Genomic DNA, 21509 nt, shown 5'->3' with positions numbered 1-21509 from the left:
CATGAAAATTCAACATAAAGTAATCCATAGTATACTTGGCCTCTCGCTTGTCATTGGTGTGGCATCGTGTAAAAAAGGTTTCGAAGAATTAAATAAGCCCTATAAAGATGCAACTGTTTCTACGGCAACACCTGCAGGCTTTTTTAATAATTTGGCAAAACGCGCAACAGAAGAAGATTATACGATCTATGCCGGTCTGTTTATGCCTATTACCAATCAGCAGGGTGTTCAGAATAAAAACTTGCCATACATTAATTATATCACTACTTTTTGGCGTAATTACTACCAGGATCTGGCCGATTATAAACAACTTTTAAAGCTTGTTAGTGCTGCCCCCAACCCAGGTATTTATAATGATGTAAAGTATATGGCAACTATCCTGATGAGCCAAAAAACTTTATCGATGTTAGATCGCTATGGAGATATACCATATAGCCAGGCTGCTGTTGCTACCGAAGGCTCAGCAAACTATAAGCCAAAGTATGATAAAGAAGAAAGTATTTATAATAGTGTACTAGATGATCTAAAAGCTGCTGTTGAAGGTGTTGGTGGACAGAACCAAAGCTCAATAGGGACCTATGAATCTTTTTTGGCCAACGATTTTGTTGCTTGGAAAAAATTTGGAAACGCTTTAAGATTGCGTTACGCTGTTCGTTTAAGTAAAACCAATCTGCAAACCAAGGCGAAGGCCATCATTGCAGAAATTCTGGGTAATCCATCTACCTACCCATTACCTAACGATCAAGATCTTACAGCTTTATACAAAAGTAATTTCGGCAGTTTTCCTTTAGTGGTTATCCCAAATTCTCCAGATTATGGTGATCGCTATTGGTATGCATTCCGCGAACTCTCTGTTTCAAACATTAGGATGAGTTCAAATGTATTCGCTAAAATGTCATCAACCAATGCTGATGATGGTTCCGGATTTTTTGATCCGCGTTATAAAGTCTGGTTTATGCCAAATAATGCCGGTAAGTGGGTGCCTCAACCACAAAATGGATCTGTACAAGATGGCGGTACACCTTATCCTAATGAATCAACCAATAGTCCAAAAGCACCGGGTACCGATCCTGGTAATAAATTTGCTGCATTTAATTATTATCTCGTGCGTGATTTTCAGAGTTTCCCTTATGTAATTATTTCAGAAGCAGATGTACATTTCTTAAAGGCCGAAATTTATAACCAAGGTATAGGCGTTGGTGCTGATCAGGCTTTGGCCGAAACAGAATATAATGAAGGGATGAAAGCCTCTGTTAACTTTTGGTATACTACAGTTAATAGCAATACCACCGCAATATGGCCTGCTGCTGCTAAACCTGGTCCAATTACCCAGGCACAGATAGATATTTTTACCAGTAATCCTGCTGTTAAGTTTACAACTGGTGATGTAGCCGGAAATTATCAGAAAATAATTACTCAGTCGTGGTTGGCAAGCATGTTTAATGCAGTAGAAACTTGGTGTACAGTCAGACGTACCGGGGTGACACCTAAAGATGGCACTTATACCCCTGTTACTTATAATAGGTTGCCTTATCCTGACGATGAGAAAACCAACAACCTTTCTAATTTGAATGCGATTGGTGGTAATGTAGACGCTAATGTTCAAGTTGCTAAAAAGGTGTATTGGATGCCATAATCCTAAATCAAATTTATTCATTTCCCGGCCAGCATTTGGTCGGGATTTTATACCCTGATAATGAAGATAAAAATTTACTTTCTTTTCTGTTTAATACTGTTTGTACATCGTTCTTCTGCCCAGCAGAACGACATTATGCCTCAATCAGAGATTTACGAATGGCCAAAAGATGACGCTGTTAAACAAAAACTCGATACTTGGCAGGATAAAAAATTTGGAATGATCATTCACTGGGGCTTATATGCGGTACCCGGAATTATCGAATCCTGGTCCATCTGCTCTGAAGACTGGATCGAGAGGGATAGTACCATCAAATACGAAGATTATAAAAAATGGTATTGGGGGCAGAGCGAAAAGTTTAACCCTACAAAGTTCAACCCCGAACAATGGGCAAAAGCAGGTAAAGATGCAGGCATGAAATACCTGGTGTTTACCACGAAACACCACGATGGTTTTGCGATGTTTGATACCAAACAATCTGATTTCAGCATTGCAAAAGGTCCGTTTGCCAACAACCCTAGAAAAGATGTTGCTAAATATGTATTCGATGCATTCCGCAAAGAAAACTTTATGATCGGTGCTTATTTTTCTAAACCTGATTGGCATTCGCAATACTATTGGTGGGACAAATATGCCACTGCAGATAGAAATAACAATTACGACATCAGAATGAATCCGTGGCGTTGGAATAAGTTTAAAAGCTATACCCAGAACCAGATTGGCGAGCTAATGAAAAATTACGGAAGCATTGATATTTTATGGCTAGATGGGGGGTGGGTAAGGCCTTTGGCGTCGGTTAATGAAGAAGTCCGCTCATGGGGTGCTCCAATTCCGGAGTGGAGCCAGGATATTGATATGCCTAAAATTGCAGCTGATGCCAGAAAAGCACAACCTGGTTTAATTGTGGTGGATAGAACGGTACATGGCCAGTATGAAAACTACCAGACTCCTGAGCAGAAAATCCCTGAAAAGCAATTGGATTACCCATGGGAAAGCTGCATGACTTTAGGCGGAGCCTGGGGTTTCGTACCCAACGATCAATATAAATCAGCAGGTGAAGTGGTGCATAAACTGGTAGAAATTGTTGCCAAAGGCGGGAGTTTGCTTTTAGGTGTTGGTCCAAAAGCAGATGGAATGCTGCCTGACGATGTGATTAAAAAATTAGAAGAAATTGGGCAGTGGACTTCAAAAAATGGTACAGCTATTTACGGAACACGGATTACCAAAAACTACCATGATGGGCAAAATTGGTTTACCCAAAGTAAAGATGGTAAAACCATTTATGGAATCAGTTTGCTGGATGGTAACGCGCCTAAAGAAATTTCCTGGCAGGGAAGCATCCCCAAAAAAGGGACTTCTATTATCCTGTTAAGTAATAAGCAAAAAGTAAAATGGAAGCTGATAGATGGCAAAGTACATTTTGATTTTCCAAAAACCGAGGAGAAAATTGCCTTGACTTTTTCTTTTACACCCGAAACCAATTAGTAATGCTAAAACAGAGAAGATATCTATGCTTATTGCCCGCATTGTTTTTATGCAGCAGCCTTTTTGCTCAGGTTAAAAAAGAACAAACCTTGCCTTATAAAAATCCAAAATTAAGTATCGGTTTAAGGGTAAAAGACCTGATTTCGAGAATGACTCCGGAAGAAAAATTCTGGCAGTTGTTCATGATTCCGGGTGATGTAACCGAACAAAATAAAAACCAGTTTAAGCATGGGATTTTTGGTTTGCAGGTAAGTGCTGCTGCACAGGGAAGTGGCAATGCACAACAGATGTTAACCTACAATACCTCTGAAGACGGACTTTCTCTGGCTAAAAAGGTTAATAAGATTCAAAAATACTTCATTGAAGAAACCCGTTTGGGCATTCCAATCATTCCATTTGATGAAGCTTTACATGGTTTGGTTAGGCAAGGGGCAACGGCCTTTCCACAATCAATTGGTTTAGCGGCAAGTTTTGACACTGCTTTGGTAGCCAAAATCGGTACAGCTATTGCCAGTGAAGCAAAGGCACGTGGTTTAAGAGATCTTCTGGCGCCGGTAATTAATATGGCTACTGACGTAAGATGGGGCAGGGTAGAAGAAACCTATGGAGAAGATCCTTATCTAACAACCGTTCTGGGCCATGCTTTCATGAATGCTATAGAAAGACAGAATATTATTGTTACGCCAAAGCATTTTATTGCCAATGTGGGCGATGGTGGGCGCGATAGTTATCCTATAGAAGCGGACAGACATTTTCTGGAAGAAATCCACTTCCCTGCATTTAAAGATGGCGTTAAAAATGTAGGCATCCGTTCATTAATGACTTCCTACAACAGTGTTTTTGGTACTCCGGCAACCTCCAATAAATGGCTGCTTACCTCTAAACTAAAAACAGAATGGGGCTTTAAGGGCTTCGTGATTTCTGATGCAGGCGCAGTTGGAGGAGCCAATGTATTACATTTTACGGCTAAAGATTATAAAGATGCAACGGCACAATCAATTAATGCTGGCCTCGATGTCATCTTCCAGGTAGATTATAACCATTATAAACTTTTTCTCCCAGCATTTTTGGATGGCAGTATTCCCAAATCGAGAATAGATGATGCATTGACCAGGGTTTTAAGGGCGAAATTTGAGTTAGGTTTGTTTGAGCATCCTTATGTAGATGAAAGTATTGCTGAAAAGATGTTAAGCGATCAAAGTAATCATCATCTGGCAAAAGAGGCTGCTTTAAAATCTTTTGTGCTGCTAAAAAATGAAAACAATACGCTTCCGTTAAAAAGTGCAAAGCATATTTTACTTCTCGGGGAAGATGCTGTTGAAGCCAGGTTAGGCGGCTACAGCGGTACTGGAAACAATAAGCTAAATATGTGGGATGGACTAAAAAATGCAGTATCAAATGACATTAAGGTCAATTACTTAAAAGGCAGTAGTCGTGAGCCGCAAGTTTATATTCCAATTGACAGCCAATTTCTTTCTGCCGATCAAAAAGCAGGATTAAAAGGAAGCTATTACAAAGGGCTTCACTTCTCCGGAAAACCTGTTAAAGAAGTAAATGATCAGGTTGTTAATTTCAGCTGGACATTATACCCACCAGATGAGCAGCTCCAACTGGACGATTATTCTGTAAGGTGGGATGGTAAAATTAAAGTACCGCAGAATGAAGATGTTAATATCGGATTGGAAGGTAACGATGGTTACCGATTATACCTTGACAACCAATTACTGATCGATAACTGGGACAAAAAGTCATTCAATACCAGGACAATTCCCTTTCATTTTGAAAAAAATAAGGAGTATGCAATTAGGGTTGAATTTTTTGAACCCAAAGGTAATGGTAAGATCAAACTGATCTGGGACTATAATATCAGGAAATCAAGCGAAATAGCTGATGCAGTGGCTGCGGCAAAGAATAATGATGCCATTGTATTTGTTGCAGGTATAAAAGAAGGAGAATTTTTGGATCGGGCAATGTTAAAGCTGCCCGGCAACCAGGAGTTGTTACTGGAAGAACTCGTAAAAACCGGGAAGCCTATTGTTGTGGTATTAACCGGCGGAAGTGCCATTAATATGCAACCCTGGTTAAATAAAGTAAGCGCGGTTTTAAACGTGTGGTACCCTGGTGAAGCAGGGGGAGCTGCCGTTGCCGATGTATTGCTCGGAAAAGCAAATCCATCAGGTAAACTTCCAATTACTTATCCGATTGATGAATCGCAGCTACCCTTGGTTTACAACCACAAACCTACCGGAAGAGGCGATGATTATAACAACTTAAGCGGCGAGCCACTTTTTCCATTTGGATATGGATTAAGTTATACCAACTTTTCTTACCAAAATTTGAAGTTTAGCCGTAAAAGCATCGCTAAAAATGAAACAGTTATGGTAAATTTCGAACTTAAAAATACTGGCAATTACGATGGTGAAGAAGTGGTGCAGCTGTATATGAGACCTTTGTTAAGCAAATTGGCCCAACCTGTCCTTGCACTGAGGGCTTTCCAGCGGATACATTTAAAGGTTGGTGAAACAAAGCTCATTTCATTTAAACTGAATAAGGAGGTGTTGCAAACACTTGATATCAATAATGTATGGGAAGTAATGCCCGGAGAATATAGAATCATGATAGGATCATCAAGCAAGGCCCTTTATTTAAAAGATAACTTAACCGTTAAGCCCTAAAAATATCTCCTATGGTTGGGTATAAACCATATCAAGTAATTTTGCCGCAGATCCTGGTTAAATCTGCGGCTTTTCAAAGGTTAATCTAGTCCATAGTTCTTTAATGCAATGGATACAAAACCATTTTGTACAGACATGTTAAGATTAGAAAAAGTAATTGTTTTATCGCTGGCATTAATAACACCATTAACTGTAGAGCCGTTAGCACTTGCTGTGGCAGACACCGGTATATATCCTGAACTTATTTTTACCACCAGCGTCGAACTTGGATTATAACTGTTAATGTTATAAACATAGGTTGAAGTAGTATTTACTGGTGGAGTAGAAATTGTTGCTGCAATATGAGTTCCATTTAATATTAATCCATAATAAGTTGGTGTATTACTCATGGTCGTAACCCTGAAGGAGTAAGTATATGTAGGATAACCATATAAATAGTTTAAGGCAACGATATCATTTGTATTAAAAGAACGATCTACACCGCTATTGCAGGCAAGCATAAGTGAATTGGGCTCGGCAGAAGCAGGAGTTCCAGGTATTTGAATTGCCCCCGGAAAGTTTTGAATATCAGCACTATTATAGCTATTACCTTCATCCCAGCTTACTGGACAGCTATAACCCCGGTCGTAATAGTCAGTATGTCTTAGACCTATACAGTGACCTATTTCATGCTGAATTACAGAGGTGATATAGCCTACATCTGGATTTGTACCGAATGCAGCAGGATTTGTATTTAATCCAATTTGATTAAAAGGATTTCCTGAAAAAGGAAAACCACCATAGCCTAATAGGGTGCCATTAGGAGTTGGACCTTGATTAAAGCCAGTGATATCAATATTCCCGTTGCTGCTAACCAATTGAAAATTGATTTTCAGGTTTAACGAGTTGTACCTTCCAACAGCATTACTTGCTGCTGTTGAATAAACAGCAGGTAAATTTGAAACAGAAATTGTTATTGTACGGGGTAAGTTTTGAACAAGATTATTGGTTTGGTACTGTTCTGATTTAGCAATGATTAAGTTTGAAGAGTTTGTGGCCTTACCTAGAGAAGATTTTGGCAGAAAAATATCTCCTTCCACAATATATCCATCTTTCATAATTGTTATGCCATTGGTATTAAATCCCATTTCTTTAATAGTAGCTAATACAGATTCAGGTATTTCACTGTGTTGTTGGGTTTCTGTATTTTGTTTTTTAGCACATGAATAAATCATGAAAATAAATAAAACTGCAAAGAGCGAATAAAGATTTTTTTTGATCATAGTTTGAATTTAGCTTGTAGATTTATAATTAGATTATTTGAAATCTAATATACATGAATGTACTAATATATGATATTAAATATAAAATTATATAGGTAGAATAAGTATTATTTAATAGATGATATATGTGTTTAATATAGGATAGGACAATCTTATCAGAAATTAATTAAATGATTTGATCATGTATCTGCTGTCTGTAAAGTTAAGCTTAGGTCTCTACTGATGACCAATAAGATTGAGTTTTCGAAAATCAATAATCACGAAGCCGAGGCTAAGATTTTTTTCTATTGCTTAATCCGTAGAGCCTTTGGGAGCGCTAAGAACAGATTATCGTATTCGTCCTCCTGAATTATTTCAGGATCTTGAAACAAGGGAAACTTATGAATAATCGTAATGCAAACGCTTTAAGATTCCCGCCTGCGCGAGAATGACGGCCGGACTGATAGATTCTTTCTAATGGTAGCGGACTTGAAGGATATTTAGAATTTCTCACCCAACTTTGCGATCTTCGCGCTTTGCTTCTCAGCACCCTTTGCGGTTAAATAAAAACGAATTACTTCAGTTCTGCTATTCCCAGTTTCACAGCAAGTTCATTCAGGTCTTTTACCACAACATCGATTAATGGAATACCACTGATTTTCCTTTCCTGCTCAAATTCGTGTTCAGGTTCGCCGGGAATGATTACCTTTTTATCAGGATCTATTGTTTTTGCGCTTTTAAAGCGTTCTACCCAATTATCTAAATGATTTTTGAAGTCTGCAGCGGGTCTGAAGCCGTCTACACGCATAGCGCCTAAAAAGTGGCCAAGTCCTTCGCCAACCGGATTGGACGATGGCTCTAAGAAAGCTACAAATGGAGGTACCCATGGTCCGTAATTGGCGCCAGATAATACTGCCGATAAAATATCAACCGTTGCGCTCAAACCATAACCCTTATGGCTGCCATGGTCTTTATCACTCCCTAAAGGAAGAAGCGAGCCACCGTTTTTTAGTTCATTAGGATCGGCAGAGTTTTCGCCATTTTTATCCTGAACCCAGCCATCGGGAATACTTTTATTTGCCCTTTGCGCAATTTCTAACTTTCCATTAGCAGCAGCTGCGGTGGCCATATCCACAATTACGGGTGGGTATTTTCCCGCTGGAAAGGCGTAACACATTGGGTTAGTGCCTAATAATCTTTCATTTGCATAGGTTGGTGCAACCAGCGGACTCGCATTGGTCATACTGATGCCGATCATATCCTTTTCAACCGCCATCAAAGCATGATAACCGGCAATTCCAAAATGATTGGAATTTTTAACTGAAACCCATCCGCTACCATATTTTTCTGCTTTTTCGATTGCAATCTTCATTGCGAAAGGTGCAACTACTAAACCTAAACCTGCATCGCCATCTACAGTGGCAGTAGTAGGTGTTTCATGTACGATTTTGATGTCGGGCTTAGCATTGATTCTTTTCTTTTCCCAAAGACGTACATAGCCACTTAAACGGGCAACGCCATGCGAGTCGATCCCCCGTAAATCTGATCGGATTAATACATCGGTTGCTAAACCGGCATGCTCATCAGAACAGCCCATTTTTTTAAAAACGTTGTAGGTGAAGGTTCTAAGGTTGGTTTCAGTAAAGGTGATGAAGTTCATTTTGTTAGTATCAAGTAGTAAGTATCGAGATTGGCGCTTTGAGGTATCGGCTTCCGACTCCGGACTTCGGACTAATATTACGGCAATAAAACAGTAAAATCGCCACCCAGTGGTTCGAAGTTTTCTATGCAGGATGAAAGAAAATCTTCTCCATAATTTACATACATGGGCGCAATATTCAAGATTCTTTCTTGCAATGTTCCATTGGGGAAAAGTCTTTTCTTTACATTATCAATCTGTAGCAATGCCGTTTCATGCTTTCTTTTCTCTGCCCTGAATAGTTTCTTTTCCAGGTTAGCTAACAAATGGTTGGTTCTTTGCTTCGCCGTATCGGCAGAAACAGAAAGTGTTTTATCAATTTTATAGGCATTGAGCTTAATCTGATCGAAAATACTGTTGATGGCTCTTGTTTCATCAGCTAAACTCAATTCTGCGGTTGTATTCCGTTTGACCCAAATGTTTTTTAATTCTTCAACCGGCAGGAAAATGTCTTCTAAAGAAAAGCCTAAATGGTATAAATTCTGAGCACTGCGTTGATCTATCAATAAAGCTGAATTACGCAATAGTAAAACCGGAAAATCGACCTTGTAGAAATCGAAATTTGCTTTCAGTTGCATCCAGTAAGCTACCTCGGCGCCACCACCTATATAAGCGATATTAGGTAAAATAACCTCCTGGTACATGGGGCGCATCACTACATTCGGACTAAAACGTTCAGGATGCGATTCGATTTCAGCTTTTAGTGTTTCTTCTGTAAAACTGATATCTGTGTGGTTTACGATATATTTTCCTTTTTCAAAGATCAAACGCTCACGCAAATTATCAATTAAATAAAAGAAATTAATGTCGCGCCCGTTTACCTGGGTTTTATAGCCTAAATCCTCCAGGTTTTTTGAGCTGTTTTCTATGTTTTTAGCACTGTTATGCTGAATAATATCTTCAGTAATGATATTAGCAAATTGTTTTTTTAATAATTCATCATCTGCATTCACGATCACCAGTCCATATTTCTCGAATAAGTTGTTGACCAAAAACCTGGTGGCATCGGCCAAATTATCGTGTTGCAAATAGGCCTGTTCGACCAATTTGGCAATCCGTTTTCCGTTTTTAGAAATACCCAGGTAGCCTTTGTAGGCCGTTACTGCAGCAGCAACGGTTTTGGTGCTTAATCTTCCGGTGGCACCGTTGGTTTGCTGTATCCAGCTGATGTTTTTCTCATCAACACTTACATGGTTAATTTCATCGAAATCATGATCCTCAGTAGCCATCCAATAAACCGGAACAAAATTCTTTTCAGGATGTGCCATTTTTAGCTCAATGGCTAAATTAATAGTGGTTACAATTTTATAGATGAAATAAAGTGGTCCGGTAAACAAGTTTAACTGGTGACCGGTAGTTACAGTGAAAGTATTGTCGAGGGCTAAAAGTTCGATATTTTTCGTAACCGATTTATTAGGCTGTAAATGCCGGTATTGATCTTGCAAAACCTGCACTAAGGTAGTCCGGTCTCCGGGGAAATTTCTATGCTTAATTGCGCTGGCTAAACCGGCCATGTCGGGGCGGTAACTGTAAAAAGCTTTAAGCTGTTCTTCATCGTTAATATAATCTAAAACCAGTTTTGAAAATGATCCGGTTTCCTGATAAGAGATATATTTTGCCTGCATGATTTGCGAAAGTAATGCAATTTAAGGATAATCTTAAAGTCGCGCCACTATTTTACAATTGTTAAATAATTTTTTGCCACGGAAGCGTGGAAATCACATATGCTCATCCTCCTGACTTAGTTTTATAAAAACATATAAATTTTGATGACTGGTTTTTTGTGGGTTCGTCATTTCGACCGGAGTGGAGAAATATTTTAAATTTCAATTTTTATCGTAAATGATTCAAAGATCTCTCCATTCCATTGCACTCCAGTAGACACGAAGACTTTTCTGTTGGAATCTGTGTTTAGTATCGGAGCCGAAGGATTTTTAAACGGAACATAATTAGAGGTTGCTTTCAATGGCGCCGACTTTTTCACGGTACAGATCAATCGGGCTATCTAAAAGTACAGCAATTACAGTTAATTCAGGATCTAATTTGTCTTTAGGCACTGGAATGTAAACAATACCCGGTATTTTGCTCCAATACAGTTTGTTATAAATTTCGTGCGGAAGCATGGTGCCTTCACCTACAATCCTGATCCTGCTGATGTTATTTTTTAAACCTTTAATGGCAATTGGCCCGGTTGGCGTGCCTTCTACAAATAAATAAAGCGTTTGTTTATCTGCAGAAAGTGCGGTATTGCCCTGATAGTGACCTGCCAGAATTCCACCCGTTGTTTTGTATAGTGCTTCCGCATTTTTAATTACCCAGTTGTTCACTGTTTGATCCAAAGGTTTAATGTTCGCGTTGAAATTCATTCCATCGGCTGCTAAATTGGTGTCATTAAAAATATTGATGCCCTTATCTAAGGTTTTAGCTAACTTTTTCAGCTTGTAAGATGCAGAATTCAATTTCTTATTTGCCGTAAATAAATCTTTTAATGAAATAGCTTCATTTTTGGCTTCAATAAGGCTGACAGGCTCGTTAAAACTCACTTTTATTACAGTAACGTCTTGATCAAAATCAGTTAACGGAATATTAAATATATAGTCTGAGGCACTAATGTTGGCAAATTTTACCTCACCACCACCAACTAGCTGCATTTTTTTACTTTTGATTTTATACCCGATAGCAAAATGCCTTCATCTGTTTTATAATCGAGGTAAAGGAATAGGGTTTTTCTATCTTTCGAAACTGCAGTTTTTCCATTGAAATGTTTTTCAGAGATACCTGCTTGCGTTTCGTAAATGGCCTCACTGTGTTTTTTGGTCCAGCAGCCTAAATCCTTTAAAATTTTAACCTGCTCTGGCGCAATAGTTCCATCCGCTTTTGGTCCAATATCAAGCAATAAGTTACCGCCCATACTGATACAATCAACCAATGTACGGATAATCATGTTGGATGATTTATAGTGATTGTCATAAGGCTGATAGCCCCACGAATCGTTCATGGTGTAACAAAGTTCCCATTCAGGCGAGCTTGGTTTTACCACCGGAACACCTTGTTCGGGTGTATCATAATCTCCATGGCCATTTAACCGGGAGTTGATGATGATATTCTGATTTACCCTGCGTAAGTCCGATAATATATTTTTGGCCTGCCATTCTTCTCCACTATGCTCCCAATCGCCATCAAACCATACCAGGTCAGGATTATATTTGGTCGAAAGTTCATTCAACTGCCCTTGGAAATAGTTTTGAAATTTTTTAAAGCGCGCGGGATTCTGTTTATAATCGTAACGTTTCCTGTCGCGGGTAAAACCATCATAATCCGGATAACTCCAATCAGGTAATGAGAAATACAAGCCTGTTTTTAATCCTGTTTTTTTAAGTTCAGTTACAAATGGGGTGATTAAATCTTTTTTTGCTGCGCTGCTTATTACTGTTGTGGTTGCATTCGGAATTTTACTATCCCAAAGGGCCACACCATCATGGTGTTTGGTGGTAATTACCGCATATTTAGCACCGCTTTCTTTGATTAAGTTTACCCATTCTTCTGGTTTGTATTTTGCAGCGGTAAAACCATCAAGCTGTTTCATGTAAGCATCATGATTGATGTAGTTGTTAAAAAATGACCAAGATTCGGAAATACCGTTAACCGAATAAATACCCCAATGGATGAAAATGCCCAGTTTGGCATCGGCAAACCATTGCATTTTTTGATCAGAAACCTTTTGTTGGGCAGAAAGCCTGCTGTTTATGAATAGTGCAAATAAAATGATGAAAAACTTTAAATAACGCATGATCTTATTAGTATATATAAACGTTAAATATAATATTTCGAAAGCGATTTGGTTAGGAAAATATGCGCGTTTGTATCATTTAAGTATGTCAGATAGAAATATCTGACACCGCTGTTGTACTCATTGATGCTGTGAAATTTGTAAATTATACTTAGATTTCGTGTCAAATGTCAATATCCTGCATTACTAGAATAAAACAGACTCACACCTTGGAAAAAGTAACTTTATTTTATCTGGAAAAACCTGACATCAAAATATCGATGGAATTGTATTTTAATGATAATGACCAATTGTACTTTGATGGATACGATATTGGAAAATCGGTAAAAGAGATATGGGGAGATTCTGATTATGAGTATTGCTATTCCATTGAATTGAAAGAAGTAGCTAAATTTTACCAAATATTCAATTTAGAGCAGGGTGACAGATCTGGTTTACTACAAGCTTTGAAGCTTCAATTTAGTGGAAATAAAGCTTATTCATTATTTGGTGAATTCATGGATGCTGAGAATATTAAGTATGATCGTTTTTCTTGGGCCTGACGGTAGTTGAAAATTTTAAATTGCATAAAAAAACCGGCCTCGAATAAACAAGACCGGTTTGTAAAATATTGTTTTTTTAATTTACCATTTTTTTCTGCGCTCGCCGCTTCCACCTTCACGGTTTCCGCCTTCTCTGCGTGGGCCTCCGGTGTTACCACCTTTGTCATCACGGCTACGACCAGAGAAATCCCTGAAACCGCCACCGCTGTTTCCGCCTTCGCGTCTTCCGCTGCCACCGCCAGATCTTCTCTCACCTCCGCCACGGTAACCACCGCCACCGCCGCTTCTGCGTTCTCCGCCGAAACCACCGCTACGTCTTTCACCGCCACCGCGTCTTTCGCCAGCACCTTCACCACGACCACCGTCTCCGCTTTTCTCAATACGAACCTGACGTCCATTGAATTCAACGGATTTAAAGCCTTCGAAAACTTTGTCAGCTACAGCGTCTTCTACTTCAAAGAAAGAGAAAACACCTTTTAAATCGATTTTACCAACGCTTTTACCGCCAATTTTACCGTTGTTACAGATAAATGATAACATATCGCCGCGGGTAAACTCATCTACAGAACCTAAGTTGATGAACAAACGGGTGTAACCTTCGCTACCACGTCCGCGTCTTTCACCACGCTCACCTCTTTCACCACGATCATCACCAACAGCAGCATTTAAATCAGGAGCTTTAGAGTAGTAATCCAGGAAACGGTTAAATTCTAATGAAGCAAAACGTTTAATTACATCTTCCTTAGATAAATCTTTGAATTCATCCATGATACGAGGAATGTACTGATCAATTTGCTCTACATTAACTTCTACGTTATGTACTTTATGTACCAAAGAGAATAATTGTTTTTCACAAACGTCAAATCCTGTAGGAAGCTCAGCTTTGGTGAATTGTTTACCAATAATGCGCTCTAACTGACGGATTTTTCCTAATTCTTTAGAGTTGATGATACAGATAGAGATACCGGTTTTACCTGCACGGCCAGTACGACCAGAACGGTGGGTATAACTTTCGATTTCGTCAGGTAAAGAATAGTTGATTACGTGTGTTACATTGTTTACATCGATACCACGGGCAGCAACATCAGTAGCAATTAACAATTGCATGTTGCGCTCACGGAAACGTTGCATTACTTTATCACGTTGTTGTTGCGATAAATCGCCGTGTAAAGCATCAGCATTGTAACCATCTTTAATTAAATGCTCGGCAACATCTTGTGTATCCAATTTGGTTTTACAAAATACTACAGCAAAAATTTCAGGGTTAAAATCTACAATACGTTTTAAGGCAGCGTACTTATCACGTGCACGAACAATATAATATTCATGTTCGATGTTTACGTTACCTGTATTTTTTGTGCCCATAGTTAATTCTACAGGGTTATCCATATAGTTTTTAGCTATACGGCGAACTTCTGCAGGCATGGTAGCCGAGAATAACCAGGTTTTTTTGTCATCAGGAGTAGTTGATAAAATGTCGTTAATGTCGTCCTGGAAACCCATGTTCAACATCTCGTCAGCTTCATCAAGCACAACATATTTAACGTTTGAAAAATCAATTGCCTTACGGCCAATGATATCCAGCATACGGCCGGGCGTGGCCACTACGATCTGAATTCCCTGACGGATTTCGCGTAGTTGTTGCATAATGTTCGCGCCACCGTAAACGGCAACAACGTGGGCATTAGCAATGTTTTTAGAAAAGTTTTTAAGGTCGTTAGCGATTTGCAAGCATAACTCACGGGTAGGGCATAAAATCAATGCCTGTGGTTTGTTAACTTTAAAATCGATTAGTTCTAACAGCGGCAAACCAAATGCGGCTGTTTTTCCTGTTCCTGTTTGGGCCAAACCAACAAAATCATTAGTGCCTTCTAACAGTACAGGAATACTTTGCTCCTGAATAGGTGTTGGAGTTTCAAATCCAAGATCCTTTACGGCATTAACGACGTCATCACTTATCCCCAATAATTGAAATGGGTTTGTCATTCGTCTTTTTATTTTTAATTGAGCCGCAAAGGTAAGGTTAATAATCCGTATTTCACAGATAATCAAGTAAATAGTTTTTTAAGGCTAAATATTTGAAAATAAGGAAGTAAGGGGTGATGTGAAATGGATGATGGAAAATGAGGAATGAAGCAGGTTTAGATTGAGGACGTGATTGTGATAAGGATGTGTGTTTTTTACCTGGAAAGCAGTTGAAGTGGGCTTAGGTTGCATCAGTCCCGTTTTCCGTTTCAATCTTTCAAACCTTTCAAGTTTTAAAAGGATTATCACTCCAACCGGGTTTAGGTGGCGGGCTTAATGCAATTATTTACGTGTATTTTTAAATAACCACTTCGGTAACTCATAGGTTAATAGTTCTGGAGCAAATATATCGTTGTGGGCAAGATTGTCGAATTCCCAAAACCTGGTTTTGTTTTGATAGCTTACCTCTTTAAAGAATTGCTTGTCGCTGTTGAAGGGGTTTTCACTGTCTATATTGCCATGGATCAGCCAGATTGGAATGTTTGCGAGTCGATTTACCTGGTTAAATTGAGGTATGCCCGAAATACTGATTCCTGCGGCGAATACATCTGGTTTTAATGCTAAAGCATTGATCACTGAAGAAGCCCCCATTGAAAAGCCAATGAGGTAAATTCTTTTCTCATCAATGTTTAAAGTGCTTTTTAAACTATCAATCAGTTGTAATGCCGTTGTTAGGCAAGGCTGTGGTACTGAAGTTAATGCATTTCTGTTTCGATCTAAAACATAATTCGACGAACGTGAAGGAAACTGGGGTGCTAAAATAAAAGCAGGGTATTTCGCCTGTATTTCATCGGTTGCAAATAGTTTTGCCAAAATACCTAACTGACTGGTATTATCGGTTCCAACCGCATTCGATCCATGAAACACGATCACTAATGGAAGTTTGCTTTTAGCGTGATTAGGTTTTAATAATCGGTATACAATTGCGGTATCGGCTGTGCCTTTGAATGATGCTTTCGTAAAACCATCGGTATTTAAGCCTTTGATCTCTGCTATTCTCTGTTTAAGGTAAATAGAATCAACACTTTTATCGATTTTGGTTTTTCCGAAAGTGTTGATACGCTTACTGCAGGATAAGATTCCGCAAAGCAAAAATACAGCAAAAATATAAGGGACATTGTTTAATTTCATCCGGGTAGAGCGGTAATTTTCTGCTGAAATTAAAGAATTATCGCAACCTTTCAGCCGAACGGATTAATCTTTCGTCTTTATTGATACCGAAAATACCCAACACAACAAATAAAATAGCCAATGCGGGCAAATAAGCACCGAAGCCAAAACTTGCACCCTCAATACCGCCGGGTAACTTTTGAGCATAAATACTGCACCAAAAAGCAAAACCACCGATTAATATGATCGAAACGATGGCAAAGCGTTTTTGGAAACTTCTCTTTTTATAATTGAAAATATTGATAAAACAAATAAGTGCAACAGCAATATTGGTAATGAGTAAGGGTAGATGAAATGCCACTGTGAATCCACTTCCAGATTTTCCGATTAATGTTTGATGTAGTCCCGTTGTATATATTGCAACTTCTGTTTCATTGCCTACTTTAGTTGCGATAGGTAAAAACAACATTAAAATTAAGGTTAAAGCCGCTAAAAAAAACCAGATCGATTGTATTCTTTGTATCATGAATGTAAAATGTATAGCAACAAATCTAGCCTTTTTTGAGAAAAGAAAGAAAGATTAAAGTTCCGAATAGGAACAGGGATTCATAAGACGCATTAATTGATGTCTATGATGGAAGTTTGCTCCAAACTCCCACCTTAGCGCTTTGCCCTTTGCCTGCTAAACTGTACTTTTGCATCACTTTGAGTAAAAAAAGGTATTTCATCCAATTGGCTTATGATGGCAGCTTGTACCACGGCTGGCAAATTCAACCTAATGCAATCACCGTTCAGGAATTGTTAGATAAGGCGATGTCTGTTTTTTTTAGGCAACCAATCGAAACATTGGGCTGTGGAAGAACGGATGCTGGCGTGCATGCCACAGATTTTTATGCCCATTTTGATGTTGAAAATGTAGAAGAGCTTAAGGTCTTGAATGCCATTACAGGAATCAATGCCATGTTACCTTATCAAATTGCAGCAAAACAGATTATACCCGTACATGATGATGCCCATGCCCGCTTTGATGCAACTGCCCGTGCTTATAAATATTACATTCACTTCGAAAAAAATCCTTTCAAGCTTAACAGATCATGGTTGGTTAAAGATAAATTGGATGTAGAAGTGATGAACGATGCAGCGGCATTATTATTAAATTATACCGATTTTTCGTGTTTTAGTAAGTCGAACACACAAACTTTTACCAATAACTGTAAAATAACCAAAGCCGTTTTCGAACAAACGGAAGATGGACTGGTTTTTACCATTCAGGCCGACCGTTTTTTACGCAACATGGTGAGAGCCATTATGGGTACTTTGGTACAGATCGGTAAAAAAGAAATAAATTTAACGGATTTTAAAGCAATTATAGAAAGTAAAAACCGCAGCAATGCTGGTCAATCGGTACCTGCTTGTGGCTTGTACTTAGTGAAGATAGAATATCCTTATATAAGGTAGAAGGGATTAAGGTGGAAGGTACAGCGACCACCATAGAAAAAGTGAAATTACAACAAAAAAGATAGTATAATTTAAATTTTAAGACGGTGTAAGGTCTTATACCCTAAACCTTACACCCTAACCCCTAAAAATGGCAGTTACAGGCGACGTATACAACACCGGATTACTGAAACGTATTTTTCAATACGTAAAGCCTTACCGTACCGTGTTTGTGTGGTCGGTTATTTTAACCATTATGCTCGCGGCTATTTCTCCGGTACGTCCGTTTTTAATTAAGTATACGCTTGATCATTATATTTTAACAGGCAATTATTCTGGCCTGGTGAATATGACAATGCTCATGATCTTTATGTTGATTTTACAGACTTTGATCCAATATAATCATACGCTTTTAACCAATACATTAGGTCAATCGGTTATCCGCGATCTGCGGATCAATGTTTTTAACCATATTACGAAACTCCGCCTAAAATTTTTCGATAAAACACCCATTGGCCAGTTAATCACCAGGACAGTTTCAGATTTAGAAACCATTGCGGATATCTTTTCGGAAGGTTTAATCTCCATGATCGGAGATAGTTTGCAGGTGGTGGTAATTGTGTGTGTAATGTTATACACCGATTGGCAATTGAGTTTAATGGTACTTTTACCTATTCCCCTGTTAATCATGGCTACCCGGAAATTTCAGAAAGCCATTAAAGTGGCCTTTCAGGAAATCAGGAATGAAGTATCCAACCTGAATACCTTTTTACAGGAACACATTACAGGCGTATCTATTGTGCAGTATTTTGCGAGGGAGAAACAGGAATACAGGAAATTTTATGCCATTAACAAGCGCTATCGTAATGCCAATATCCGTTCTAACTGGTATTATTCTATCTTTTTTCCTGTGGTGGAATTAATCTCCGCTATGTCATTGGGTTTATTGGTTTGGTATGGTGCAAAAAGTATTCTTTCTAAACCTCTGGATGTAACGCCCGGAACCATTACACAGTTTATCATGTACCTGGGCATGGTGTTTACGCCGATCCGTCAGCTGGCCGATAAATTCAATACTTTGCAGATGGGAATGGTTGGTGCCGAACGTGTTTTTAAAGTTTTAGATACTGATGAAACTACGCCAAATGAAGGAACACAGAAACCAGCAAAGCTGGATGGGAACATCAAATTTGAGAAGGTTTGGTTTGCCTATAATGATGAAAACTATGTGTTGAAAGATTTATCGTTTGAAGTAAAATCAGGCGAAACCGTAGCATTAGTAGGGGCAACCGGAGCGGGTAAATCTTCTACCATCAATATCCTGAACCGCTTTTATGAAGTCGAAAAAGGAGATATTATCGTTGATGGCATCCGTATTGAAGATTTTGACCTGGATTACCTGAGAAGTAATATCGCAACCGTACTCCAGGATGTTTTCCTGTTTTCGGATACGATTTTGAACAACATCACACTCAATAATCCCGAAATTACGCTCAATGAAGTAGTAAATGCAGCCAAAAAGGTAGGTGCGCACGATTTTATAGAACGTTTGCCAGGTGGTTACCAATATAACGTAATGGAAAGAGGAGCAACGCTTTCGGCAGGGCAGGCCCAACTGATCTCTTTTATCCGTGCATTGGTCCACAATCCGGCTATTTTAGTATTGGATGAAGCCACTTCTTCAGTTGACACCGAAACGGAATTATTGATTCAGAAGGCTATTGATAACTTAATGGAGGGGCGTACTTCGATCGTAATCGCCCACCGCCTGTCAACTATTCAGAAAGCCGATCAGATTATTGTGCTGGATAAGGGAGAAATCAAAGAAAAAGGCACACACCAACAGTTATTAAAGTTAAACGGCTATTATAAAAAGCTTTACGATCTGCAATTCTCCTCAAAAGGGATTGCTAAAAGTTCTTAAAAATGATTATGTTTGGTTTCCCAACAAACCTAATCATTGAAAATTCTGAGAAATAGTGATGACGATTATGTGCTTTTTGACTTATTAAAGCAAGGAGATGAAGTTGCGTTTGGCAAGATTTATAATCTGTATTGGGCAGAACTCTATAACGCCGCCTACAAGCGTTTACCCGAAAAAGAGAAATGCCAGGATATTATCCAAAATATTTTTACCGATCTCTGGAATAGAAAAACAGAACTGGATCTAGAAAAACCATTGGCTTATTTACATACCGCAGTCCGGTTTCAGGTACTAAAACATATTTCCAGAAGCCCAAAAAATAATTTTTTTGCCGAATCTTTCGAAAATGAATTAATTTCCCCCCTACAGACTGATGGTAAGTTGTTGGAAAGGGAAGTGGCGGAATTAATAGCGTTTTTTATAAAAGCGTTGCCCGAAAAGCGCCGAAAAATATTTTTAATGCACTATTTTGACGGTTTATCGACCGCACAAATTTCTATCGAACTCAATATTTCTCAAAAAACGGTTCAAAATCAATTAACCACAGCTACCCACGCTTTGCGTTTCAGGTTAACCCATCTGTTTTTAGTAGTTTCTGTCGTTATTACTGCAATTTCCAAATAAGTTTTAGCCCTGTTTTAATTTTGTTTAAAATATTTTAAAATTCTTTTGGGATATTTTATGCTTTCTGGTACATCTATATAAAAGTCAGAAAAAATGATCCCTTTTAACAATAAAAAAGAACTGCAGAAAATCATTCAACGTTATGTTTCGGGAACAGCAACTGCTGATGAAATTCTTTTTGTAGAAAAATACTATCAATACTTAGATAAGAACCCGAACGTTCTGGATCAAACTGATGCTGATGAATTAGCCAAAATGGGTGAAGCTAATTTAATGGCCATCAAATCTAAAATTAATGGCATACAAAAGCCTAAAATAAATCCACTTTATAAATACATTTCCGCAGCAGCCATATTGCTCTTAATTTCTGGAATCACTTTTGTTTTTCTGCATAAAACTGCACCATTGCCTAAAAATGAACTTGCAGGAAATAAAGTTTTAGATATTTTGCCAGGTACCGATAAAGCGATTTTAACCCTTGCCGATGGATCAAAGGTTATTTTGGATGAGCACACCGCTGCAAATATTAGCGATACCAATGGTTTAAGAATCTCGAGGACAAAAAATGGGCAGTTGGTATATACCATTCTTGATCAAAAAGATTTAAAAAACGCATCAGCATTTAATACTATTCAAACGCCAAAAGGTGGGCAATATCAGGTTATTCTGCCCGATGGTACAAGAGTTTGGTTAAATGCTGCTTCATCTCTAAAATATCCTGAAGTATTTGTAGGTAGCCAACGTACCGTAGAACTCACCGGCGAAGCATATTTCGAAGTGGCTAAAAATAAAGCAAAACCTTTCCATGTTAAAAACCATAATCAGGATGTAGAAGTATTGGGTACGCATTTCAATATCAATAGCTACATGGACGATAACACTATTAAAACCACTTTGCTCGAAGGAAGTGTTCGGGTAAGCAATGGTAAATCGACCAGGATTTTAAAACCAGGAGAGCAGTCTGTTGCTGATATTTCGGGCAATGGCAGCATCAGGTTGGCTGCCAATGTAGATACGGATGATGAAACCGCCTGGAAAAATGGTTTGTTCCAATTCAATAATGCCAATCTGAAAAGTATTTTAAGTCAGTTAGAAAGGTGGTACGATATCAATATAGATTATAGCTCAGTTCCTGATAAAAAATTTAACGGTATGGTTCCGCGTAAGGCAAAACTATCTGAAGTATTAAAGATGTTGGAGAAAACCGGAAGTATCAGGTTCGAGATTGTAGATGGAAGAAATTTAAAAGTATTACCGGAAAAATAAAACCGCTCGCAAGCTAATCAATCAATTTACACCTAAACCAAACTGAATGTATGAA

General features: G+C 38.5%; 16 protein-coding genes. 8 read left to right on the top strand and 8 right to left on the bottom strand.

All coding sequences use genetic code 11. From position 1 onward, the window contains the following. Nucleotide 1: 1 nt before the first annotated feature. From FFJ24_RS16105 to FFJ24_RS16095, 3 genes are read left to right on the top strand one after another with little or no spacing between them, the layout of a single operon-like run. The gene (locus FFJ24_RS16105) at nt 2–1636 is read left to right on the top strand and encodes a SusD/RagB family nutrient-binding outer membrane lipoprotein (RefSeq protein WP_138818180.1); all 1635 of its coding nucleotides are present in this window, start codon (nt 2–4) and stop codon (nt 1634–1636) included. A gap of 60 nt (nt 1637–1696) precedes the next feature. Next, nucleotides 1697–3121, top strand: a complete 1425-nt coding sequence (locus FFJ24_RS16100) for an alpha-L-fucosidase (protein WP_138818179.1) — start codon at nt 1697–1699, stop codon at nt 3119–3121. A 2-nt stretch (nt 3122–3123) separates the two neighbouring features. Next, a complete protein-coding gene (locus FFJ24_RS16095) occupies nt 3124–5796 on the top strand; it encodes a glycoside hydrolase family 3 N-terminal domain-containing protein (protein WP_138818178.1) in 2673 nt (890 codons plus the stop codon). Nucleotides 5797–5876: 80 nt separating this feature from the next. Here FFJ24_RS16095 and FFJ24_RS16090 read toward each other — a convergent pair whose 3' ends face one another. From FFJ24_RS16090 to FFJ24_RS26510, 5 genes are all read right to left on the bottom strand, one after another. Beyond that, nucleotides 5877–7058, bottom strand: a complete 1182-nt coding sequence (locus FFJ24_RS16090) for a M57 family metalloprotease (protein WP_138818177.1) — start codon at nt 7056–7058, stop codon at nt 5877–5879. Nucleotides 7059–7611: 553 nt separating this feature from the next. Continuing rightward, entirely contained in the window at nt 7612–8697 is a 1086-nt protein-coding gene (locus FFJ24_RS16085; protein WP_138818176.1) for an Ldh family oxidoreductase, read from the bottom strand. Nucleotides 8698–8774: 77 nt separating this feature from the next. After that, entirely contained in the window at nt 8775–10361 is a 1587-nt protein-coding gene (gene bshC / locus FFJ24_RS16080; RefSeq protein WP_138818175.1) for a bacillithiol biosynthesis cysteine-adding enzyme BshC, read from the bottom strand. Between the two features lie 324 nt (nt 10362–10685). Beyond that, nucleotides 10686–11387 (bottom strand): hypothetical protein, encoded by a 702-nt coding sequence (locus FFJ24_RS26515; protein WP_138818174.1) that lies wholly within the window; start codon nt 11385–11387, stop codon nt 10686–10688. Further along, complete coding sequence (locus tag FFJ24_RS26510; protein WP_138818173.1) at nt 11378–12526, bottom strand: alpha-L-fucosidase; 1149 nt, start codon at nt 12524–12526, stop codon at nt 11378–11380. Before FFJ24_RS26510 ends, FFJ24_RS26515 begins: the two co-directional genes overlap by 10 nt. Before the next feature lie 209 nt (nt 12527–12735). Here FFJ24_RS26510 and FFJ24_RS16065 point away from each other — a divergent pair, with 209 nt between their 5' ends. Further along, the gene (locus tag FFJ24_RS16065; RefSeq protein ID WP_138818172.1) at nt 12736–13068 is read left to right on the top strand and encodes a hypothetical protein; all 333 of its coding nucleotides are present in this window, start codon (nt 12736–12738) and stop codon (nt 13066–13068) included. An 81-nt stretch (nt 13069–13149) separates the two neighbouring features. Here FFJ24_RS16065 and FFJ24_RS16060 read toward each other — a convergent pair whose 3' ends face one another. The 3 genes from FFJ24_RS16060 to FFJ24_RS16050 all read right to left on the bottom strand — a co-directional run bounded on the left by FFJ24_RS16060 (nt 13150) and on the right by FFJ24_RS16050 (nt 16729). After that, a complete protein-coding gene (locus FFJ24_RS16060) occupies nt 13150–15054 on the bottom strand; it encodes a DEAD/DEAH box helicase (RefSeq protein WP_138818171.1) in 1905 nt (634 codons plus the stop codon). A 321-nt stretch (nt 15055–15375) separates the two neighbouring features. After that, a complete protein-coding gene (locus FFJ24_RS16055; protein ID WP_138818170.1) occupies nt 15376–16224 on the bottom strand; it encodes an alpha/beta hydrolase-fold protein in 849 nt (282 codons plus the stop codon). 37 nt (nt 16225–16261) lie between these two features. Continuing rightward, nucleotides 16262–16729 (bottom strand): DUF4293 domain-containing protein, encoded by a 468-nt coding sequence (locus FFJ24_RS16050; RefSeq protein WP_138818169.1) that lies wholly within the window; start codon nt 16727–16729, stop codon nt 16262–16264. A gap of 179 nt (nt 16730–16908) precedes the next feature. On the opposite strand from FFJ24_RS16050, the gene truA reads away from it, so the two are divergent. The 4 genes from truA (at nt 16909) to FFJ24_RS16030 (ending at nt 21454) form a co-directional block, all read left to right on the top strand. Beyond that, nucleotides 16909–17661 carry a tRNA pseudouridine(38-40) synthase TruA gene (gene truA / locus FFJ24_RS16045; RefSeq protein ID WP_138818168.1) on the top strand — a complete coding sequence of 251 codons (753 nt, stop codon included), beginning with the start codon at nt 16909–16911 and terminating at the stop codon, nt 17659–17661. A 130-nt stretch (nt 17662–17791) separates the two neighbouring features. After that, entirely contained in the window at nt 17792–19564 is a 1773-nt protein-coding gene (locus FFJ24_RS16040) for an ABC transporter ATP-binding protein (protein ID WP_138818167.1), read from the top strand. Between the two features lie 36 nt (nt 19565–19600). Further along, nucleotides 19601–20188, top strand: coding sequence for an RNA polymerase sigma factor (locus tag FFJ24_RS16035; protein ID WP_138818166.1), 588 nt, complete (start codon nt 19601–19603; stop codon nt 20186–20188). Nucleotides 20189–20281: 93 nt separating this feature from the next. Next, the gene (locus FFJ24_RS16030; protein WP_138818165.1) at nt 20282–21454 is read left to right on the top strand and encodes a FecR family protein; all 1173 of its coding nucleotides are present in this window, start codon (nt 20282–20284) and stop codon (nt 21452–21454) included. The last annotated feature ends 55 nt before the right edge of the window (nt 21455–21509 follow it).

Source organism: Pedobacter sp. KBS0701 (genome assembly GCF_005938645.2).
Taxonomy (GTDB): domain Bacteria; phylum Bacteroidota; class Bacteroidia; order Sphingobacteriales; family Sphingobacteriaceae; genus Pedobacter.
Note: the sequence above shows the minus strand (reverse complement) of the source record. Positions and strands in the feature narration are given on the sequence as shown.